This window comes from Streptomyces sp. NPDC059895 (genome assembly GCF_042731035.1).
Lineage (GTDB): Bacteria > Actinomycetota > Actinomycetes > Streptomycetales > Streptomycetaceae > Streptomyces.
Genome location: NZ_JBHWKO010000047.1, coordinates 1 through 20,868 on the forward strand (window position 1 = coordinate 1; position 20,868 = coordinate 20,868).

Sequence of the window (20,868 nt, forward strand, 5' to 3'; positions counted from 1 at the left end):
GCACCAACCCCCTACGGCCGGGGCAGACAGAACGACCGCACCAACGATCATGCCGGGCCACCCCGCACCCCTGCAGGCAATTCAGCAACAGAGTCTTGGCGGGCCGAGCGGAGAGGTAAGGGCCTGGACATCGGGCGGCCACCGGGGCATAACCTGCGCCAGATCATGGACGCGGTCCTCCATGTCGACCGCACGGGGATCCCCTGGCGATATCTGCCGCACGACTTCGCGCCGTGGGAGACGGTCTACGGGTACTTCGCCGCCTGGCAGAGAGGCGGCGTGTTCGACCAGCTCAACGGCCTCCTCCGCCGGCTCGTGAGAGAGGCGGATGGCCGGGATGCCAAACCGAGTGCCTGGGTGCTCGACGCACAAGGCGTCAAGACCTCCGCCAACGTTCCGGCAGATGGCCAGGGCATCGACGCGGGCAAGAAGATCGCCGGCCTCGAGCGCCACATCGGCGTTGACACCCTCGCTTCTGGCCGTCTGGGTCACCGCGGCCAGCGTCTCCGACAACGTCGGCGGCATCCGACTGCTCTCGAACATCGCCGCCGCCCACCCTCGCGTCACGAAGGCCTGGGCCGACACCGGCTACCGCACCAAGGCCATCGACCACGGCGCCCGCCTGGGCATCGACGTCGAGATCGCCCGGCGTGACCCTGGGCGGTGCGGAATGCGGAGGGGACTCCGCCGGGGTGACGTCGCTCGGCCGGCAGTGATCCCGACACCCAGCGCCAGACTGCCAGTAGCAGGAGCAGGCCGAAGAGGGCCAGAACCACGAAGACGGCACGTCAGGAGGCGTAGTTGAGCGGCGACGGATTCCGGCGCCTGTGAGTCTTCGGCCCCTATCCGCTGGGCAGTACGACTGTGCGGAGCGGGCCCGTGATCTTGACTCCCGAGCTGCGCGACACGGTGGAACGTCAACTGCACGCCTCATTCAGCAGAAACGCCGGTGGATGAAGGCCGCGCGCTGCTGCGACGCCAACTTAACCGTGCAAACTCGGGCGGGATGTAACGCCTGCTACATTTTTTGCCGTGACGAATGAAGAGCAGGCTTTCCGGTGGCTGATCCTGGTGATCAAGCTGCCCGCCGACCCGTCCCGGCACCGTGTGGCGGTGTGGCGGGAGCTGCGCAAGATCGGCGCCCTCTCCTTGGGACAGGGCATCTGGGCGGTGCCGGAGGTGCCGGTCTTCGCCGACGGGGTCCGGCGCGCCCTCGAGCTCACCGACAGTGCCGGCGGCCAGGGCGTGACGCTCCAGGCGTCCGGCCGCTCCGACCAGGACGCGGTCCGCTTCCGGGAGATGTTCACCGCCGCCCGCTCCGCGGACTGGGCGGAGTTCCTTGCCGACTGCGCCAAGTTCGAAGAGGAGATCGCCAAGGAGATCCGGATCGCCAAGTTCACCCTGGCCGAGCTGGAGGAAGAGGAGCAGAGCCTGGAGCGGCTGCGCCGCTGGCACCGCGACCTGACCGCCCGGGACGTATTCGGCGCCCCCGAGGCAGCCGAGGCCGGCCGCCGGCTCAAGCAGTGTGCCGCCGTCTGCGAGGACTACTCCGAGCGCGTCTTCGACGCGCTGCACACCACCGACGAGGAGCCGTCGTGACCGCCGAGCCCATAGCCCCGGCCACCCCGAGACGGGCCATGCGGCCCCTGTACGCGGCAGGGTTCACGACCGCCTTCGGAGCCCACGGCATCGCCGCCAACCTCGGCGGCCTCTCCAAGGACGCTGTCACCTCCCTGCTCGTCCTGGGCGGCCTGCTCGCCCTCTACGACGGCGCCGAGGTCCTCCTGAAACCCGTCTTCGGCTCGCTCGCCGACCGTGTCGGCGGCAAGCCGGTGCTCCTCGGTGGCCTCATCGCTTTCGCCGGTGCCTCCGCGCTGTACGCGATTGCCGACAGCCCCGGCTGGCTGTGGGCCGCCCGCCTCGGCCAGGGCGCCGCCGCCTCCGCCTTCTCCCCCTCGGCCTCCGCGATGGTCGCTCGCCTCAACCCGGCCGCCAAGCGCGGGCGCGCCTTTGGCTCTTACGGCTTCTACAAGTCCATCGGCTACACCCTCGGCCCGCTCCTCGGCGGGCTCCTGGTCTGGGCCGGCGGCCTGCGCCTGCTGTTCACGGTCATGGCCCTGTGCGCGGCCGCCGTCGCCCTGTGGGCCGCTCTCGCCGTACCCGCCGTGCCACCGCTGCCCCGCAAGCGGCAGACCGTCGCCGACCTCGCGCGCCGCCTGGCCGACCGCTCCTTCCTCGCACCCACCGCTGCTCTCGCCGCCGCCACCGCCGCGCTCTCCGTCGGCGTGGGCTTCCTGCCTGTCTCCGGAGCCGCGGCCGGACTCGGCACGGTCGCCACCGGCGCTGCCGTCTCCGTCCTCGCCGCCACAGCCGCCGTCGTCCAGCCGAAGGCCGGCCGCGCCCTGGACGCCGGACGCCTGACCACCCGAACCGGGCTGCTCAGCGGACTGCTCATCACCGCCGCCGGCCTCGCAGCCGCCATGCTGCCCGGCCTGGCCGGCGTCCTGCTCGCCGCCGCTCTCATCGGAACCGGCACCGGGCTGATCACCCCGCTCGGCTTCGCCGCCCTGGCCGCCTCCACCCCCGAGGAGCGCATGGGCCAGACCATGGGATCAGCCGAACTCGGCCGCGAACTCGGCGACGCCGGCGGCCCCCTGCTCGTCGCTGGTGTCGCCACCGTCTCGACACTCACCACCGGCTACGCGGCCCTCGCCGCCCTGCTGGCGGTCGGTCCGCTGCTCGCCCTGGCACGTCGCCAGGGCCCGCCACACGCCCCGGGCGGGCGGCTGAAGCCATCGTCTTGACCTTCAAGTCGGGTCGAAGGTGCACCCTCGGTGAGGTGAGCACCATGCGGATCTCCCAGCTGGCCGAACGCTCCGGCGTTCCGGCCACCACGCTGCGGTTCTACGAGAGCGCCGGGCTTCTGCCCGCCGACCGGTCACCCGCCGGCTACCGCCTGCACGACGAGGACGCCGTCGAACGCCTCGCGTTCATCGGCGCGGCCAAGCACCTCGGGCTGCCGCTGGAGGAGGTTGCGGAGCTGCTGGCGGTGTGGGAGCCCGGCGCGTGCACGGAGGTGAAAGCCGATCTGCGGCCGCGGACCACCGCGAGAATCGCGGACGCCCAGGCTCGCGCCGCCGAGCTGCCGGCGTTCATCGCCACCCTGCACCAGGCGCTGGAGCAACTCGACATGCTGCCAGACCGGCCCGGCGGCTGCGACCCGGAGTATCGAGGTCACCCTGGCCCGCTGACCCGGGTGCCGTAGTCCAGGCGGGCCTCGGGCCGGCAGTGTGTACAGGCGCGCAGTCCGCCGGCCAGGAGGCGGCGCGGCCGGGGTCGTAGGCAGGGCGTGGACCTTGAAGGTGCCGTCGAGGCTCCCGGTGTTTCGGGCTCAGTCGGAAGCCGGGGAAGGAACGGGAGCAGGTGTGCTGGATGCAGCCCGAATCGTGTTCGAATCCCTCTGGGAGTGCCAGCGGCACGGTGACCGCGCAAGCTGGACGCATGACCTATCGGTGTGCGACGAGAGGTGGCCCATGACATTCGCAGTCGTCGGTGGTACCGGCCTGATCGGGTCGAAGGTCGTGAAAAAGCTCAAGGCGGACGGGCACGAGGCCGTGCCGCACTCGCAGTCCACAGGTGTCGACGTGATCACAGGGCAGGGCCTGGCGGAGGCGGTGGCCGACGCCGACGTCCTCGTCAACCTGACGAATTCTCCGACCTTCGACGACGCCTCACCGGCTTTCTTCCAGACCTCGATGGACAACCTTCTGGCCGCCGCCCATAAGGGCGGGGTGGGCCACGTCGTCATTCTCTCGATCGTCGGCGCGGACCAGGTACCCGGCCTCGACTACTACCGAGCCAAGGTCCTGCAGGAAGACATTCTCAAGGCCGGGCCGGTCCCCTACTCGATCGTCCGCGCCACCCAGTTCATGGAGTTCATGGACGCCATCCTGTCCTGGACGACCGAGGGCGACACCGTCCGCCTGCCCACCACCCCGCTCCAGCTGATCGCCGCCCAGGACGTCTCCGACACGGTCGCCGAAGTCGCTGTCGGCGCCCCTTTGAACGGCACCCTCGACATCGCCGGGCCCGACGTCCTCCCCCTCGACGAACTCGGCCGCATCACCCTCAGTACCCATCCCGACGGCCGCACGGTCGTCACCGACGACACCGCCGGCATGTTCGCCGCCGTTCAGGGCGATGCTCTGATCGCCAAGGGTGACGCCCGCATCGCCCCCACTCATTACAGCGACTGGCTCTCCTGAGCCAACCGGCCCACCACTGGAGGAGGCCTCACCATGTCGACGAACGACGAGCCGGCAGCAGACAGTACTGAGAGCCAGACTGAGAGCCAACCGCGCTCGGAAGCATGGAAGACGGCGCTCACTGTGCTGCAGTCGGTGAGACCGCCGTCCGTTCCGGAGGGGGCAGAGGCGATGACGGTGCTCATCGAGTTCCCTCCCGGCGACCCCGGCACCCCTCCGCACCGGCACTCGGGACCCGCTTTCGGCTGCATGCTGGAGGGGGAGATGCTCTTCGAGCTGGAAGGCGAGCCTGAGCGTGTGATCAAGGTCGGGGAGACGTTCTGGGAGCCGGGCGGCGATGTCATCCACTACCAGGACGGGAACAACCGGACGGACTCTTGGAGCCGCTTCCTCGTCACCATGATGTGTGCGCCGGGTCAGCCCATGCTCACCCTGGTCGACGACGAAGAGCTGGCAGAGCGTCAGCACCTGCGAGCTCCCCGTCCAGGCGCCTGATCCGCCACTGATGGTGCGCCGCTGGCGGGCTGAGGGCGAGGCCGGCCTCGCCGACCGCTCCAGCCGCTCCGGCACGACACCACACCGCGCTCCGGCGACCCTGGAGGCCCAGGTCTGCCGAGTGCGGCAGGCCCGCAAACTCGGCCCGGCCCGCATCGGCCCGGTCCTGGGGCTGCCCGCCTCCACCGTCCACCGGATCCTGACCCGCCACGGTCTGAACCGCCTTGCGGTCTGAACCGCCTTGCCTCGCTCGTCGTCGATGCCCACGACCGAGGCGAGGGCGGTCAGGACGGGTTCCTTCTCTTTCCAGCGGTCGGCTGCGTGGCGGCGCGCGAACGTATCGACCGGTTCCACGCGTTCCGAGCCGAAGGACAACCGGCCGCTTCGCTGCGGCTTCAGCTCACCGTTCTCCTCCAGGGCGGCCTGGTACGCGGCCGAGAGGTCTCGGCCCCGGCGCCACAGCCAGTCCTCGATCCGCTCGTAGGGCGCCTGCCGGGTGAGGCCTGCCGCGGCCTCGCCCAGGAATCGGTCATCCAGCGGCGGCGGTCCGCCCGGCACGATGCGGTCGCCGTCCACGGCGACCGCCCCCGCACCGATGAGATCGATCAGCTCGGCTCCCGCGAGCGCGAGGGACAGGTCACCCTGTCCCACGGAATGCTTCAGGTCCATGGCGATGATGAACAGGTCTTTCGCCGTGGTCATGAACGGCTCCTCTCGGAGACATCGACAAACGGTGCGTCCCCCGCCGACCACGCACGCGTCCGAGGCAGCCCGGCGGCGGGGCGACTGTCACGATCAGTATCGCCCCGGCCGCGCGGCCGAAGCCCTCTCGCAGGGCGGCGGGCGTTTCTGCCGGCGAGGTTCGCGTCGCCCAAGGCGACGTCGTGGTGGCGCTCGGCCCAATGCCATATCACCCGGCTCGCCCCCGACGGAATCCGTCTCGGCAGGTCAACCTCAGCGTCCGAGGTGCATGCCCAGGTGGTGCCGCGCTGGTCGACTGCATGCTGGGCAGGGGATTCGAGGGCTCGGCTTCGCCACACCTGGCGAATGCGGCCGTCCGGTCGTGCGGTTGGGGTTCGGCAGGCAGGCGTCGCCTGGTCTCAGCTCCTCCCGCTGTCGGACGCGGCACCTGCGCCTCTTGCTGACGTGGCCTTGTGCATGAGTGGCGCGACTACGTGGTGTGCAGGGGTTCCTTGAAGGACTTGCGGAACACCGGCCCGGCGAAGGGAATGATCGAGGACATTATCTTTGACTTGAACGAGGTGGGGTGCCGTTCGAGTCTGACGTCGACGCGGGTGCCGTTGTCCGTGGGAGTCATCTGGAACTGCCAGCCCCCCGAGCCGAAGGGAACCGAGTCACGAGTGGTGACGGTGACCCTGTTCGTCGCGGGGTCCCATTCGTAGCGTGCACGCTCCCACGACTTGTCGTTCCCCTCGGTCACCTCCGCCCAGGTATCGCCCCGCTCGTGGACCTGGAAGTGCTCGGCATCGATGGATGACCACTCCTCGACACGAGAGGGGCTGAAGTTCGTCAGCACACCCATCACCTCCTCTGGGCTCATCGAGGAGTTCACGTGGAAGTGCAGGGATGGCATGACCTGCTCCCTGGTCGAGATAACCGTTGTCTGTCGGCGGCCTTCGGTGCGTATCTCTCGGGTGCCTGGCTCGCGTCGCCGACGCTGGTCCGCAGACCCAGCCCTGGTGAGGTGCAGCGCCTTGTCCTCGTAACAGACCTCAGACCAGAACCTCCCACAACCAGAATGCGCCTCCGCCCAGCACTGTGCACCAGCAGGTTCCTGGCCCGCACCTGTGATCGTGTCCGGGACCGGAGGTGTTCTCGCGGAGTGAAGAAGGGTGGCATCGCCGCAGGTGAACTGATTACCGCAGACTGGCAGCGAAGCCCGGTCGGGATCGTGGAAGTCGGCATCGTCTCGGACAGCCACCGCGCCGGCCGCCAGGCCGCCGACCGGGCCCACGGCATCGACCCCCGCCCCGTCGTCCCCCGCGCCCTGCCCGCCACCGCAACCGTCCGGCACACCTTCGGCCGGTACGTCCTGGACGGCGCCGGCGTCCGCGCCGCTCTCCTCGAGCTCGTGGTCCAGCTCGCCCTGCTGCTGCGCCGGCGCGGCCAGGCGGCCCGCGTGCTGACACTGACGGTGGACTTCGCCGGCACCGGCAGCTGGGAGAAGACCCGCCGCCTGAAGGAGCCGTCCGCGTACGACGAGACCTTGCACATCCTGGCGCACCAGCTGATGGACGCCGTCGGCCTGCAGCGCGGCCGCCTCACACGGATCACCCCGAAGGCCGAGGACCTCATGGGCGCCGGCCAGGTCGCCCAGCAGATCAGCCTCGACGACGCCCGCGAGGCGCGACTGGTCGCCGAAGCGGCCGTCGACCGCGTCCGCGACAAGTTCGGCCCGCACGTCATCGGCCCGGCGACCGTCTTCCGGCACGCCTCCCGACGTCGGCAAGCAGTGGGCTGCCAGGCCGGTAGCCGTAGCAGCCCCTGTCATCTGCCGAGTCCCGGAACGGGCGGTCCCCACCATCGGGAATGATGACCGATCAGTCCGGAAAAATGCCTTCGGTCTGGCTTGCCCGTGTCGCCCGCGCACCATGGGACAGCGGTGGCCCGGGGACGGGACTGATCATCTGGCAGCAAAAGATCATGATGCGGCTGGTATCCGACCACGGTCCGGGCACCCGGGAGCACCGCGCACCGTCCCATGGCCCCGATCCCGCCGACGCGCTCCACAGCTACCTGCTGAAAAAGGTCCGTGGCGTTGCTGCCGGGGCATATATGGGCATCAGAGCCGTCACAAAAATCCTCAGTGAACGTGAGAACCGATCTGGCAACGATTGCGTGGTTATCGGCGCCGATATCCGCCTGCCGCCCAAGAATTTCCTGTTCTTCGAAGCCGTGATCAACGCCGTTCACCGGTCCGCACCACACAGCGCCATCGGGTTCAACACCCGCCCCGAGGAGACCGCCGAAGCCGCAGCACGACTGCTCAACCTCGGGTGACACCCACCACGCCGATACGCCCCCGGCGACCACCAGCGATGAAGCGCGGTACTCAGGCTGGGTCCGCTGAACCTCGTCTGTCCTCAACGTGGACGACGTGGAGCTCGGTGCCGTCCCGGTGGCGCTTGGAACGTCCGAACAGCCCGACAGCGATCTCCGTCTGATCCTGAGGCTGAGGCTCATCAGGGCCGACATAGGTAAGAACGTCGTTGTGATGCCCGGTGACGACCCATCCCTCGACGTCCTTGAGGCTCGGGGTTCACGCCGGTCATCATGCCGCAGAGCACCGGCACAGGGGGACGATCGACCGACGCTACGGCGAATACGCGACTGCTGAACATGCGGGGCTACCAGTCGCAGGCCCGGGCTTAGGTGCGGCTGGTGTAGTGGTGCCGGGCCCAGGCCGGGAGAACGAGCCAGACCGTGATCAGCCAGGCGCTGATGGCAGCGGTCAGCCAGGCGGCGAGCGTGTCGTCGACAGCCACCCGCAGCAACAGGAGCAGGGCCAGGACGGTAGTCACGGCGAGCAACGCCAGGCCGGTCTTGGCCATCCGGGCGGCGAGGGTCACGGCCTGAGGCTTTATGCGGTGGCCGGCGACGATCCGGTGTAGGGACACCGGGCCGATGAGGGCCCCGGCGGCGGCCGCCCCCAGGGCGACCGCGGCGACGTAGAGGGCGAGGTCGGTGCCGCCGAGGTCGGTGAAAGCAGGCTGGAACGCGGCGATGATCAAGACACCGAGAAGGATCTGCACCCCGGTCTGGGCCACGCGCAACTCTTGCAGGAGGTCGGCCCACATGCGGTCCGCGCGCTCTTCGGCGCTCTCGTCACGACCCCGCCGATGGCCGAGAAGATCGCGGGTGGCGTCCCAGGGGCCTTCGGACTTCCTCACCAGGGATCACTTCCTCGCCGGAGATCCCCCTGTACCGGTACTTCCCACGATTTCGAAGAATAGCCGGTTCCAGTCGATACGAGCCCCACCCTTTCGTGAATTCCCTTCCGCTTCTGAGCTGCGAATCAAGCTCAGAAACATGACTGACGAGGCCCGGCAGGACATCCTGAGCGGCGAGGTGCGGGTCTGGCTGTGTCGGCTTCTTCGGGCTCTGGTCCACTTCATGTGGTCGCGTACGCAGGGTGACTGTTGATCTTCGCGTGATGGCGGTTGAGTTCGCCCTAAAATCGCTCGGCTGGATGGTGGTGTGGTCGACAGTCCTTCGCCGTGAACGAAGTGCTGCCGCAGTTGGACGAGCTGCTGTTCTCCTCGGCCGAGGGCGTGTTGGTGGAATCGGTCGAGGTGACCGACTACGTCAGCAGGACTCTTCGCGGCAAGCCCCAGCCGGTCGGCCCCCGCCCGCCGTCGGCCCGCGCCGTCACGCGCTGGATCCTCACCCACCCCGACGCTCTGCCCGAAGGCGACCGGCTCCAGCTCAAAGCCGTCCTGGTCAACTGCCCCGAACTGACGGAACTCTCCAAGCACGTGCGCTCCTTCGGGCACATGGTCGCTCACCTCCAGGGCGACCAGCTGTCGGCCTGGATCGAAGCGGCCACCTCGACTACGGATCTGCCCAGCCTCCGGAGCTTCGCCCAGCACCTCGAACGCGACCTCGATGCCGTCACCGCTGGCCTCACACTGCCCTGGAACTCCGGTGTCGTCGAAGGCCACGTAAATCGGATCAAGATGCTCAAGCGTCAGATGTTCGGCCGCGCCGGCTTCGCCCTGTTGAGGAAGAGAGTTCTGCTGTCGTGACTCATGTGGAACATCAGCAAGCGGGCAGGGTAGTCGGACGGTCCACGGCATAGACCGTGACTGGGCGGCCCTGCAGATGGTCCTCTCGACGCGGCGTGAATCCCAGGCGCTCGGCAACCCTCACTGATGCCTCGTTGCCCGGCCGCATGAGAGCCGTGAAGTAGTCGTCGTCGAGGGTGGCAAAGCCCCAGTCCAGACATGCTTGAGCGGCCTCGGTCGCATAGCCGTGCCCCCAGTGATCTGCTCGAAGGGTCCACCCCAGTTCCACCTCGTCGAACTGTTCCCAGTACTGCAGACCGCTTCGACCGATGAACTCTCCACTCGACTTCAGTTCGATCGCGCACAGGCCGTGGCCTCGATCAGCCCACTGCCGCTCGATCGAAGTGAGGCGTTCCAGTGCTTGTTGACGCGAGTAGGACCCGACGAAGCGGTTGACCTGCGGGTCGGCATGGAGCTCGACGAAAACGTCGACGTCGGACACATGCAGAGGTCGCAGGAGTAGCCGCTCAGTCTCGATCATGTGTCCGAGCATAGATCTCGCCGCCTACCGAGCTTAGGTAGTCGCCGCGACATCACTCAGCGTTGCGCACACCACAAGAAGTGGACCAGAGCCCTTCTTCGGGAGTCGTTTCGAGGTGACTTCGGGAGCCGCTTCCTAGCAAGCGACAAGATCAGTGTCAGTGACTTTTGAGGATGAACGAAGCCACGCCTCGACGTCGACCACTTCGTTCCGCTCGTCGAGTTCTACGACTCCGAGCGAACCCCGTGGGGCGCCGCCCAGCGCGAGGCGTATGCGAACGACCAGCACAGCCCGGACACGCTGATCGCCGCCACTGCCGCTTTCAACCGCTCCAAGAGCGACGAAGGCCCGGCCGAGTGGCTGCCCTCGGACGGCTCCTGCCACTACGCCTACGCCGCGACCTGGGTCGGCACGAAACTGCACTGGGACCTCGCCGCCGACGACGCTGAGCGCCAGGCCCTCCTCGGACTCGCCGAGGACTGCCCCATGACCACCGTCACCTATGCACCGGCCCAGTAGGCCCGGCGACACTGCTGGTCACCTGGCGGGCGAGCGCGCTCCAGGCCGTGGTCGACGCCATCGCCGCGCCGCGCCGCCGAGGAGGATGAGGCCAGGAACTGCGGGGCGCGCACGTGATTACGGCTGTGTGCCCGTGAGGCACACCAGGGCACTGACGGTCGGGTCAGCGTCTCCGGTCTTTGAGTAATTGTCAATTCCTGTGGATCGGTGCTGCCGCCTGGTTATGCGCTGAGGTGTTCGTGGAGCATCTGCCAGGTTCCGGCGTTGTTGATGAGCACGTTGGTGCCGCGGCCGCTTCCTGACCGCGGCTGGCCGTCGACGGTTCCGGTCCAGGTGAACCGGTAGCGGCATACCGCGTGGTCATCGCTGTGGGCGATCCACTCCAGGTCGTCGATCTGGTAGATCTCGTCGTGGATGGTGGCGAAGGTCTTGGCGATGGCGGCGAGGACGGCTTCGCGGCCGCGATGCGATCCGTCGGAGAACCAGTAGACGGCATCGAGAGCGATCAGCGGGACGAGCTGGGTGATGTCGTGGCTGTTGCTGGCCTGCTCCTAGGAGCGGATGAACTCGGTGGGCGGGGCAGTGAGTTCGGACATGGGCTGGTCCCTTTCTCCCTTTTGCGGTGCGACAAGTGACAGGGGCTGTCAGGCCGCCGTGGCCTGCTCCCGCTCGACGAGGACACCGTTTTCGAACGTGGCACCGGCTCGGACGAGGGCGACGAGGTGTGGTGCGGTGACCGCTCGCCAGCGGGCCTGGGCGGACTCAACGAGTTTGAAGACCATCGCGAGGGCCGCGGCGGGGCTGCCGGCGCCGCGGGTGACCTTGGTCCGAAGCTTCACGGTGGAGAAGGTCGACTCGATCGGATTCGTCGTCCTGAGATGGACCCAGTGCTCGGCGGGGAAGGCGTAGAACGCCAGCAGCTCGTCGACCTCGCCGGTGATCTTCTTGACGGCCTTGGGGAACTTCGCCCCGTACGCCTTCTCGAACGCGGTGACCGCCTTCTCGGCGTGCGCCCGGTCCTCGGCGTTGTAGATCTCCTGCAGAGCCTTCTTCGCGCCGGGCTGCGCGGACTTCGGCAGCGCGTTCGAGACGTTCCTTGTTTTGTGAACCCAGCACCTCTGGTGCCTGGCCTGCGGAAACACCTCCGCCAGCGCCCTCCACAGGCCCATCGCACCGTCGCCGACCACGAGCATCGGGTCGCGCATCCCGCGCCGCCGACAGTCGCGCAACAGGTCCGCCCAGGACTCGGTGGACTCGCGCATACCCTCGGTGATCGCGATGAGTTCCTTGGTGCCGTCGACGCGGACGCCCATCAGGACCAGGAGGCAGGAGTGCGTCTGGGACAAGCGGATCTTGGGATGGACGCCGTCGGCCCAGACGTAGACGTAGTCGGATCCGGCCAGGTCACGGCGCTGGAACTCGGCGTGGTCGGCGGTCCACTGCTGCGTCAGCCGGGTCACGGTGGCCGGCGACAGCCCGGCCGGGGAGCCCAGGAACTGTTCCATCGCGGGCACGAAGTCGCCCGACGACAGGCCGTGGAGATAGAGCAGTGGCAGTACCTCGCTGATCTTCGGGGACTTCCGGCACCACGGCGCCAGGATCTTCGAGGAGAACCGCTGACGTTCACCCGTCGCCTCGTCGACCCGCTTGTCGTTCACGCGCGGAACGGCCACCTCGACCGGCCCGGCAGCCGTGGTCACGGTCCGCGGCCGGTGCCGGCCGTTGCGGACCACCAGTCGGCGACCGGCCTCGTCACGCTGCCCGGCGAGTTCGGCTATGTACTGGTCCACCTCCGCCTCCAGAGCGGCGGCCAGCATCCGCCGAGCACCCTCACGGACGATCTCGTCGATCAGGGAAACCTCGGTGGTGCCGTCTTCATTGACTACGCTGAGCACGGGCGTGCCTTCCCGACCCGCGTTCGCAGCGCGGGCCTACTCGGTGACTTGACGATCACTCACTCGGGAAGGTACGCCCTTCGCGCGTCCTCCAGAGGAGCTGATCCACAAGTCCTGAGCATTGCTCCCGGTCTCTTTGACGCGCAGGTCTTTGGCGATCAGCGAGCTCGCCTCGCCCCGGGCGCGAACCTCTCAGCCGCCCTCAGGCGTAACTCCTCGCGGAACCAATGACGTTCGGCGGTCAGCCCGCCACCCTGTGGATACCGCATGCCCCGGTGATACCGCACGGGACCGCGGCCCATCAGCCCCACGCATCCAGGCAACCCTTCGCTCTGCCTTCAGTGGCCCGAACCTACTGATCGCCGGCCCTCGGTGACAACGCTCGGCCTGGTCGAGCAGGACGGACGGCGGCCGCCCCGGCCGCGGCTCGTCGGCCGGGGCGGCCGGCCGCCGTTTTGGGGATCCGGTCGATCAGTCGCGGAAGCGTTTCTCGACAGCTTCCACGAGGGCGTCGATCACGCCGTCGGGTGAGGGGCTGTAGTGGGGGACCGCCCAGCGGGTGATCTTCGCATCGATGATGGTGGGCCGGCCGGAGGCGAGAGCCGCGCGGAACGCTTCCTCGAACTCGTCGAGCGTCTCCACGCGGTAGCCGTCGGCGCCGCACGCACGCGCGTACGCCGCGAAGTCGGGGTTCCGGAACTCGACCAGGGCGCTCTCCCGGTAGGTCACGAGCTGGAAGAGTTTGATCAGCTTGAACTCCTCGTCGTCGAAGATGACCCAGATGACGGGGATGTCGTTCTCGACGGCGGTCATCAGCTCGAAACCGGACAGCGAGTAGCACCCGTCGCCGCAGCCGACGACGACGGTCCGTTCCGGATGCGCGACCTTCAGGCCGATGGCCCCGTTGACGTGCCCGGCCATCGGCCCGAAGGAACCGGCCTTGCGGAAGTTCTGTCCCTCCTCCAGCTCCACGTAGTAGCCGAGCCAGGCCAGGTGGGCGCCCGCGTCCGCGAGCAGGACGGCGTCCGGCGGCAGCATCCGGCCGATCGTCTGCGCGAGCCGGCCCGGGTGGATCTTCCCGGTCAGGTGGGTGATGTGCCGGGCCTCGTAGTCCCGGCCGTCGACGTCGGCCGCCGGCACGTCGCCGACCACCTTCCTCTCCAGCGCGTCGACCAGGGCCTCCACCGCCGGGCGGGCGTCGCCGAGGAGCTCGTGGTCGGGCCGGTACGCCTTGCGGAACTCCGTCTCGGAGATGTTCACGTGGATGAGCAGCTTGTCCTTGAAGAGGTCTTCGCGGTAGTTGAACGTCGCGTGCTGGTTGAGGGAGTTCCCGATGCACAGCACGATGTCGGCCTCGCGGAACGCCTTCCAGGCACTGGAGTGGCCGCTGTCCGCGAAGACGCCCACGGCGAGCGGGTGCCCCTCGGACACGATGCCCTTGCCGTCCAGCGTGGTGAGCAAAGGGATCTGGAACCGCTCGATCAATCGCTTGACCTGCGGTCCCGCTCCGCTGCGGACCGCGCCGAAGCCGACGAGGGCCACGATCCGTTTCCGTTCCGCCAGGGCGTCGGCCAGCGCCGACGCGATCTCCTCCACGCGCTCCGGATCGGGCAGGACCGGTGCGACGTCGAGCCGGACGGGCCGGAAGTTCGTGACCTCGACACCGTGGTGGGTGAGGTCCTCGGGGACATGGATGTGCACGGGACCGGGTCTGCCCTCGAAGGCGATGTTGACCGCTTCCTCGAGGACGTCGCACGTGTCGTCGATGTCGGTGAGCAGGAAGGACTTCTTGGTGGTGGCCGCGAACATCGCCTGGGAGTCGGGCGTGCGGTTGAGGCCCGAGGTCTCGTTGAGCGATCCCCATCCCTGCCATGTCCGCGACGCGTATCCGGAGACGGCGAGGACCGGGTAGGAGTCGGACATCGCCACGGCCAGCCCGGAGAACAGGTTGAACGCACCGGGGCCGGCGGTCGCGAAGCAGAATCCCAGCCGGTTGGTGTACATGGCGTAGCCACAGGCCATGAAGGACGCGGCCTGCTCGTGTCGCGTGATGATCGGCCGGATCTGCCCGGAATGCTTCAGGGCCAGCATCAGGCCGGCGGCGTTCTCCCCGGCGCCGCCGAAGGCGGCCCGCACGCCGATACCTTCCAGCCCTTTGACGATGGCTTCGTAGACCTGCATGGCGCTTCCTTCGGTGTGTGCTTGCGGGGTTCGCGGGGGGAGGGGGGCTACCGGTCCCATCGCGCGGCGTGGCCGCGGTGGGCGTCGGTCAGGCCGCTGCGGAAGAACCGCTCGTAGTACTCGGATTCCAGGTGGTGCGTCTGCAGCCAGATGCCGGGTACGTGGATGGCGTCGGTGTGTGCCGGGAAGCGCCCGTGGGTGGCGTGGACGTACACGCAGACGTCCCGCGCGCAGTCGATCACTCGTTGGTCGTACTCGCCTGCCTCTTCGAGGTAACGGGGTGCGTACCCGTCCTTGTAGATGCGGCTGAAGACCTCCTTGTCCTCGTAGATGCCGCCCTTGCCGAACTTGCTCTGCACCACCGCGTCGACGGCGGCCTCCATCGACGGGTAGTTGGGGGGACAGGCGCCTTTGATGAGGTGTTCGCCGCCGGCCCGCAGTCCCACCGGGTGGGCGCGCAGGGTCGCGTACTTCGGCAGCGGCACCTGCCAGCGCAGGATGTCGGCGGGCCGGAAGCGCGGGGTGACGAAGTCGAAGCCCAGCATGCGTCCGTAGGCGCGGGAGAACTTCGGGTCGCCCAGCATGATCTGAGGGTTGATCGACGCGTGGATCCAGGCGCCGAGGCCCATGGCGTCCGCGACCAGCATCATGTTCTGCAGCAGCAGATCGGCTTCCACCTGGGTGCGCATCGGCCCCAGAGCGCCGAGCGGCAGCTTGAGGTCGGGGTTGAGGAAACCGTTGCGCACCCACTTCCGCACCCCGGCCGGGCGGTAGAAGTTGCGGTCGTCGACGAACGTGGGCCGGGCTCCCTCGGGCTGGGTCAGCAGGTACATCAGCGCGTTGATGTACTGGTGGGAGAGGTCGACGACCGGCAGGAAGACCGTGGTGCCCTGGAGGTTGGACAGGAAGCGGTTGGAGTCGAGGTAGGCGGGAAAGTCGCGCATGCCCTCGGAGACGTCCAGGCGGTGGTCCAATACCCGTACCTTCGCCTGGCCGGCCCGCTCGATCAGCGTGTCGGGGTCGAATCCCGACCGGGGAGAGGGGGGCAGCTTTCTCAGGTAGTACGTCCCACTGTCGTTGATCATGAAGAAGTGGGTGGCCTGCGCGTTGTCGGGGCTGCCTGCCGTACGCCCCACCATGTTGAGGTTCGGCTTGGCCATGATGGGCGTGTGATCGCGCGGGTCCTCGAAGGGCCGGTCGGGCATGCTGAGTCCGGAGCAGCCGGTGAGGGCGATGAGCACAGCCTCTTCCAGCTCTCCCAGGGGCTGCGGCCGGTGGGGGGAGTCGTAGCTCATCGACCGGGCGGGGACGGACGCGCCCTTGCTGACTCGGTGGGTGCGTCGTTCGAAGACGGTCTCCCAGAGCGGCCGGGCCAGGAGGTCTTCGAGGCCGGCGTGCCCGGCTCTCTGCTGTACCGACATGTCCTTCTCCCGATCAGTCGTGGTCCGCGTCGCCGTGGTTGCGCACGGGCTGGACAGCGCGCCAGGGCGCGAAGGCGCTGGCCGTACGCGGGAGGAGGCTCGCCAGCTCGGGGCAGTGCCGCTGGATGACGCTCGTCATGCCGCCCCGTTCGATCCAGTCGATGCCCAGCGGTGTGTAGACCTCGGGCCTGAAGTCGACGGTGAGGAAGCGGTCGCTCTGCAGCCGACGGCTGGCCATCAGGATGAAGACGCGGAAGGCGGTGTCGCTGAATCCGAAACCAGTGGGGGGATTCTCGGCGAAGAGTCCCACCATGGTGTCGATGTCGTCGACGGAGCGGTACACGTCCTTCAGGCGGGCGACCGTCTCCGGGTCGTGGGAGAGGTCTTCGAACCGCCGGATGCGCGGCTTGTGCAGGCCTGTCAGGAAGTCGTTGTAGCGCGGGACGCCGCGGCGCCGGGTGCGCACCAGGTCGACCACCGACAGGTCGATCACCTCTCCGTCGCGCTCGAACGCTTGGAGGGCGCGGGGGAAGTTGTTCAGGGTGATCGCCCCGGGATGGGCGATGCCCAAGGAGTAGAGCGTGTCCGCCAGACCGGTCTTGCGGATGAGTGGCTCCGCGGCGGCACCCTGAAGACCGTTGAACGCCAGGGTGTCGAGCCGGTGGCCGAACCGGTGGTCGACGATCTCGAAGTCGTCCGGGACGAGCGGGTGCAGCCGGTAGACGGTGGTGAACTCCTCCGTGAGGGAGTAGGGCGCACCGTGGTGATCGGGCAGGGTGCGGGGAATCCCGCCGAGGTCGTGCGCCTCGAAGAGCCATGTGCCCAGTTGGTCGAGCCAGGTCTTGGGCGGGCCCTGCCAGTTGGTCTTCAGGGCGATGTCGATCGCCTTGGTGGCGAGGATCGCCGGTGTCCACTCGACTGTGTGGATCTTGGCGATCAGCGCGGCGACGACAAGTCGTGCCGTGTGGTGGATGCGGTCCTCGTCCATGTGCGGGTACTCGTCACGCAGTGCCCGGCAGACGGCGTTGTGCTCGCGGGCGAACAGCGTTGTCATCGCGCTGAGGCCGAGCCACCAGCTGTCGCGGAAGCCCGTGACCGGGAGGCCGTTGCCGAGCGGGAGGTGTCCCTCCTCCAGCCGCAGTTCGGCGCGGCCGTCGGGCTCACGCAGGGACTTCGCGACCGACTCGGTGCTGCCGTAGATCTCCGAGCCGTCCCACCAGTGCGAGACGGCGCTTGCGAACGTCGGCGGCTGCCCGCCGGGCTGGTACAGGGCCTTGTTCTCGGCGAAGCGCATCACCTTCTCCGGCGCTCCGCCGGGGGTGTTGCGCCAGGTCATGCCGGGGGGCAGCGGCACCTCCACCGACTTCTCGCCGACGGGGTGACGCTGATGGTCGACCCAGTCGTGCACCTGGAACTGGATCCACGCGGCGGCGATGACGTTCAGCGACGTCGCTGGAATGAACCCGTCGCGGTGCAGCAGCTGCCTGCTGACGGTGACCGGGTTGGGCGTGTCGAACAGGTCCGGTCGATGGACCGGCGGCATGTTGCGGCCGAAGGTGGCGCCGACGGCGCCCATCGCAGGTGCCGAGAGGTCGTTCCAGGAACCGTCGTAGCTGCGCCGGGTCCGCAGGTCCTCGTCGATCGCAACCGGTGCGGGCCGGGCCGCGGGTGGGGCCTCGTGGAGATCGGTGTCGATGAGGTTGTGGCGTCGAAGCGTCTGCCGGAACGCCATGAGGTTGAGCAGGCCGGGCCGGGTGGGCAGCCGGTGCCACGGGACGAAGCGGTTGACGGCGCGGAAGAAGGCCCGCAGCGGGACTCCGAGCAATGTGTTGCGCCGCGGTTCGAGGGTGACGAAGCGGTGGCCCAGCCGGTGAGCGCTGCTGGCCTCGTAGGCGACCTTGCGTGCCCGGTTGAGGTTGCCCAGGGGCCGGAAGGCGTCGGTGGTGTTCCACGGATTGAACGCCAGCTGGTCGATCCGTGAGGCAACGGCACGCGCCACGGCGGTGTCCACGTCCTGGCGCGGGATCGTCAGGGTCGCCACCGGCAGGACGGGGGCGTCCTCCTCCTTCCACTCGGCGGCGCCGTCCTCGATGGGCGTGCGCCTGCCGTCCGCGTAGCGCTGCACGCACACGTCGAAGACGACGTCCGCCTGATGCAGCCGGCGCGCGAGCTCACGCCGCAGGTAGTCGGGGTCCGTGCGGGACGGATCCGGGGCCGCGGGGGCTCCGGCGGCGGGGCGCAGCTGGTACCGCACCGGTCCGGCGTCGCCCCACAGGATCGCGCCACGGCTCCAGTACGTCTCCAGTGCCAGGCTGCGGACCGGACGCCGGGCTGCCGTGGACACGTTGCGCCGCATGCGCGTGGCCGTGGACCAGCCGACGGCCAGGGGCAGCTTGACGAAGAACGCGAACGCCTTGCGGAGCCGGGAGTCCGCACCTGCCATGGCCTTCGCGAACACGACGAACTCACGCGCGTTGCGCGCATGGGAGACCGGGAAGTTCGTCATCAGCAGATCGTGGATCTCGTCGGGACCGACTTCGACGCGCAGCGCCGCACCCCGCAGGTCGGGCGCGTGGTCGGGCTGACGGACGCCGCCGGCGTTGGACAGCCGGACCGTGACCGGATACTCCGCTCCAGGCCTGGCGAAACCCGTGCGCAACTCTGCGGGAAGATCGTCGCGGAACCTCAGTCCGGCGTTCTCCACACCAAGGACCGACTTGGCGTGAAAGGTCCGCTGAAGGGTGGCCGAGCCGCTGCGCTTCATCGACTTGAGCTGCACTCGCAGCAGGTCGCGTGCGAGCCGCTCGAAGATCAGGCGCTCGGCCTCCGGAGTGCCACCGACGTACCGCTCGTACTGCTGGTTATCACGCATGCCTGAAACACTCACGGACGCCGGAGGCGCTGTCGCGTGGAGCAGGGCATACGGAGGATGCCGACCGGGTCGGCGGTCAGTGGTCGGCGGTCGGCCTGCTCCTTGCTCGGCGAAGCGGCCTTCGTGGACGAAGTCGTCGGCGTCGCCCGAGATGCCTCCGGCCGGTGGCGTAACCCCGCGCGCCGGCACCGCGCTCGCCCCGGCCGACGCGCAGCCGGCTGAGCGGCGCCCCGGTCCCCGGCTGTCATCGGTGTGAAAGCCCACGGTGCGGGTCTTTCCTCGCGATCCCCACGCTTCGAACGCGTTGGTCGCCGGCTCCCAGCACATCGCGCGGGTGCCGGGGAGGGTTCCTTGTGTCTCGGACAGCCGGAGACGCCTTTGCACCTCCCGCTCCTGCGACCGGCCCCTGCTGGGGCGGACGCGGCACTGCGCGCATTCGGCCGTCGTGGCCCCGGCCGGCCGGTGATGACCCGGGCCTCGCGGCGGGGCACGACTCTGCCGGCTGCCGATGCAGGGACGGCACGGGCAGGGGACAATCACCACATGGGGCGTCGACTCGGCGACGTGAGCGCTCCCGCGCGTTTGGCCACACCCGGCGAGGGCCTGGGGCAGGACGAGCTGGCGCTTGCCGCCCGGAACCATGGCATGCCCCTGGAGGCCATGCGCTACGACGTCACCCCGCCAGGCCTTCACTACCTCCTGACGCACTACGACATCCCCCACGTGCCGGACACGTCCGCCTGGCGGCTGACAGTGAACGGTCGCGTACGGCGCGCGCTCAGCCTCTCACCGTCGCAGCTGCGCACCTACCCCGCGGTCACCACGCGCGTGACGATGGAGTGCGCGGGCAACGGCAGGGCCTTGCTGAGGCCGAGGCCGGTGAGCCAGCCGTGGCTGGTCGAAGCCGTCGGCACGGCCGAATGGACGGGCGTGCCGCTGCGGCTGCTCCTCGACGAAGCCGGGGTCGCATCCGGCGTGGTCGACGTCGTGTTCACGGGGGCCGACCACGGCGTGGAGCGCGGTGTCGAACAGGACTACCAGCGCAGTCTTCCCCTCGACGTCGCCGGCGGCGACGAGCCGACGGTCCTGGTGGCCTACGCGATGAACGGCGAACCCCTGCCGCCCCAGCACGGCAGTCCGCTGCGCCTGGTGGTGCCCGGCTGGTACGGGATGGCCCAGGTGAAGTGGCTGCGGGACATCACGGTCGTCGACACACCGTTCACCGGCTTCCAGCAATCCGTGGCCTACCGGATCAGGCAGGTACCCGAGGAGGCGGGCGAGCCGGTCACCCGCATCGCTCCCCGGGCGCTGCTGATCCCGCCGGGCTTCCCCGACTTCATGTCCAGGACGCGGGTGGTCGCGCCCGGCCCGGTCCTCCTGGAAGGACGGGCCTGGTCGGGGCGCGCCCCGGTGACGTCGGTGGACGTGAGCACGGACGGCGGCGCGACGTGGAACCCGGCCGAGCTGGAACCGGATCACAGACACCGATGGGCCTGGCGCCGGTGGACCTTCCTGTGGTCCGCCGCACCCGGCGACCATGTCCTGAGCACCCGTGCCCGCGACGCGGCGGGGAGCACCCAGCCACTGGAACAGCCCTGGAACCGAGGCGGGTTCGCCGGCAACCTCGTCCAGCAGGTGCCGGTGCTCTGCCCCGACCCCGCTGACAGCGCATGACCGCACAGCCTGGCTGTGCAGCCCCGATCATCCGTAAGCACGACCGGTGCCCAGTCCAGGTCCAGGACGCCGGTCGACGGCGGATCCCAGCGGGGATCTCCTGCCGGCGATCGGCCGGCTGCCCGGCGGCAGGAAACGAGATACTCCGCCGGGATGCGGGCGCGCTGCTGAGTAGCGGCCACGACGGCAGTATCCCGACGCCGTCAGAAGGAGCCGGGCACGTCGGCCCGGCCAAGCGGCCGACTCGGTTCCCTCCCTCT

General features: G+C 68.9%; 17 protein-coding genes and 3 pseudogenes. 11 read left to right on the forward strand and 9 right to left on the reverse strand.

All coding sequences use genetic code 11. The annotated features are described in order from the left end of the window. Positions 1 to 93: 93 nt before the first annotated feature. The 7 genes and pseudogenes from ACFV9M_RS34515 to ACFV9M_RS34545 form a co-directional block, all read left to right on the forward strand. A pseudogene (locus tag ACFV9M_RS34515) lies at positions 94 to 706 on the forward strand (IS5 family transposase); the annotation flags it as partial. 326 nt (positions 707 to 1,032) lie between these two features. Continuing rightward, complete coding sequence (locus ACFV9M_RS34520; protein WP_385072066.1) at positions 1,033 to 1,599, forward strand: Chromate resistance protein ChrB; 567 nt, start codon at positions 1,033 to 1,035, stop codon at positions 1,597 to 1,599. Positions 1,600 to 1,637: 38 nt separating this feature from the next. Further along, positions 1,638 to 2,804 carry an MFS transporter gene (locus ACFV9M_RS34525; protein WP_385072183.1) on the forward strand — a complete coding sequence of 389 codons (1,167 nt, stop codon included), beginning with the start codon at positions 1,638 to 1,640 and terminating at the stop codon, positions 2,802 to 2,804. Positions 2,805 to 2,848: 44 nt separating this feature from the next. After that, a complete protein-coding gene (locus ACFV9M_RS34530) occupies positions 2,849 to 3,265 on the forward strand; it encodes a MerR family transcriptional regulator (protein ID WP_385072185.1) in 417 nt (138 codons plus the stop codon). Positions 3,266 to 3,533: 268 nt separating this feature from the next. Next, entirely contained in the window at positions 3,534 to 4,265 is a 732-nt protein-coding gene (locus ACFV9M_RS34535; RefSeq protein ID WP_385072069.1) for an SDR family oxidoreductase, read from the forward strand. 33 nt (positions 4,266 to 4,298) lie between these two features. Continuing rightward, the gene (locus tag ACFV9M_RS34540; RefSeq protein WP_385072072.1) at positions 4,299 to 4,760 is read left to right on the forward strand and encodes a cupin domain-containing protein; all 462 of its coding nucleotides are present in this window, start codon (positions 4,299 to 4,301) and stop codon (positions 4,758 to 4,760) included. A gap of 13 nt (positions 4,761 to 4,773) precedes the next feature. Further along, positions 4,774 to 4,986: pseudogene (locus ACFV9M_RS34545) on the forward strand (helix-turn-helix domain-containing protein); the annotation flags it as partial. Between the two features lie 20 nt (positions 4,987 to 5,006). Here the strand turns inward: ACFV9M_RS34545 and ACFV9M_RS34550 are convergent. After that, positions 5,007 to 5,462, reverse strand: a pseudogene (locus tag ACFV9M_RS34550) (GPP34 family phosphoprotein); the annotation flags it as partial. A 469-nt stretch (positions 5,463 to 5,931) separates the two neighbouring features. Then, positions 5,932 to 6,354: a hypothetical protein gene (locus ACFV9M_RS34555; protein ID WP_385072074.1), complete on the reverse strand. Its 423-nt coding sequence runs from the start codon at positions 6,352 to 6,354 to the stop codon at positions 5,932 to 5,934. Positions 6,355 to 6,672: 318 nt separating this feature from the next. Here ACFV9M_RS34555 and ACFV9M_RS34560 point away from each other — a divergent pair, with 318 nt between their 5' ends. Both ACFV9M_RS34560 and ACFV9M_RS34565 read left to right on the forward strand, forming a co-directional pair. Next, positions 6,673 to 7,314, forward strand: coding sequence for a hypothetical protein (locus ACFV9M_RS34560; protein WP_385072076.1), 642 nt, complete (start codon positions 6,673 to 6,675; stop codon positions 7,312 to 7,314). Beyond that, positions 7,314 to 7,781 carry a hypothetical protein gene (locus tag ACFV9M_RS34565; RefSeq protein ID WP_385072079.1) on the forward strand — a complete coding sequence of 156 codons (468 nt, stop codon included), beginning with the start codon at positions 7,314 to 7,316 and terminating at the stop codon, positions 7,779 to 7,781. Before ACFV9M_RS34560 ends, ACFV9M_RS34565 begins: the two co-directional genes overlap by 1 nt. A gap of 368 nt (positions 7,782 to 8,149) precedes the next feature. Here the strand turns inward: ACFV9M_RS34565 and ACFV9M_RS34570 are convergent, their stop codons facing one another. Continuing rightward, the gene (locus tag ACFV9M_RS34570; RefSeq protein ID WP_385072082.1) at positions 8,150 to 8,671 is read right to left on the reverse strand and encodes a DUF6328 family protein; all 522 of its coding nucleotides are present in this window, start codon (positions 8,669 to 8,671) and stop codon (positions 8,150 to 8,152) included. 327 nt (positions 8,672 to 8,998) lie between these two features. Between ACFV9M_RS34570 and ACFV9M_RS34575 the strand changes: the two genes are divergently transcribed. Then, the gene (locus ACFV9M_RS34575; protein ID WP_385072085.1) at positions 8,999 to 9,526 is read left to right on the forward strand and encodes a transposase; all 528 of its coding nucleotides are present in this window, start codon (positions 8,999 to 9,001) and stop codon (positions 9,524 to 9,526) included. 13 nt (positions 9,527 to 9,539) lie between these two features. Here ACFV9M_RS34575 and ACFV9M_RS34580 read toward each other — a convergent pair whose 3' ends face one another. The 6 genes from ACFV9M_RS34580 to ACFV9M_RS34605 all read right to left on the reverse strand — a co-directional run bounded on the left by ACFV9M_RS34580 (position 9,540) and on the right by ACFV9M_RS34605 (position 18,934). After that, the gene (locus ACFV9M_RS34580) at positions 9,540 to 10,046 is read right to left on the reverse strand and encodes a GNAT family N-acetyltransferase (protein ID WP_385072088.1); all 507 of its coding nucleotides are present in this window, start codon (positions 10,044 to 10,046) and stop codon (positions 9,540 to 9,542) included. A 740-nt stretch (positions 10,047 to 10,786) separates the two neighbouring features. Beyond that, positions 10,787 to 11,092 carry a YybH family protein gene (locus ACFV9M_RS34585; protein ID WP_385072188.1) on the reverse strand — a complete coding sequence of 102 codons (306 nt, stop codon included), beginning with the start codon at positions 11,090 to 11,092 and terminating at the stop codon, positions 10,787 to 10,789. A 117-nt stretch (positions 11,093 to 11,209) separates the two neighbouring features. Then, positions 11,210 to 12,460 carry an IS256 family transposase gene (locus ACFV9M_RS34590; RefSeq protein ID WP_385072090.1) on the reverse strand — a complete coding sequence of 417 codons (1,251 nt, stop codon included), beginning with the start codon at positions 12,458 to 12,460 and terminating at the stop codon, positions 11,210 to 11,212. Positions 12,461 to 12,931: 471 nt separating this feature from the next. Further along, positions 12,932 to 14,641, reverse strand: a complete 1,710-nt coding sequence (locus ACFV9M_RS34595; protein WP_385072093.1) for a thiamine pyrophosphate-binding protein — start codon at positions 14,639 to 14,641, stop codon at positions 12,932 to 12,934. 47 nt (positions 14,642 to 14,688) lie between these two features. Next, on the reverse strand, positions 14,689 to 16,062 hold the full coding sequence (locus tag ACFV9M_RS34600; protein WP_385072096.1) for a hypothetical protein: 1,374 nt from the start codon (positions 16,060 to 16,062) through the stop codon (positions 14,689 to 14,691). Positions 16,063 to 16,075: 13 nt separating this feature from the next. Continuing rightward, entirely contained in the window at positions 16,076 to 18,934 is a 2,859-nt protein-coding gene (locus tag ACFV9M_RS34605; RefSeq protein WP_385072099.1) for a peroxidase family protein, read from the reverse strand. A gap of 543 nt (positions 18,935 to 19,477) precedes the next feature. Here ACFV9M_RS34605 and ACFV9M_RS34610 point away from each other — a divergent pair. Then, the gene (locus ACFV9M_RS34610; protein ID WP_385072101.1) at positions 19,478 to 20,608 is read left to right on the forward strand and encodes a sulfite oxidase; all 1,131 of its coding nucleotides are present in this window, start codon (positions 19,478 to 19,480) and stop codon (positions 20,606 to 20,608) included. Positions 20,609 to 20,868: the final 260 nt, after the last annotated feature.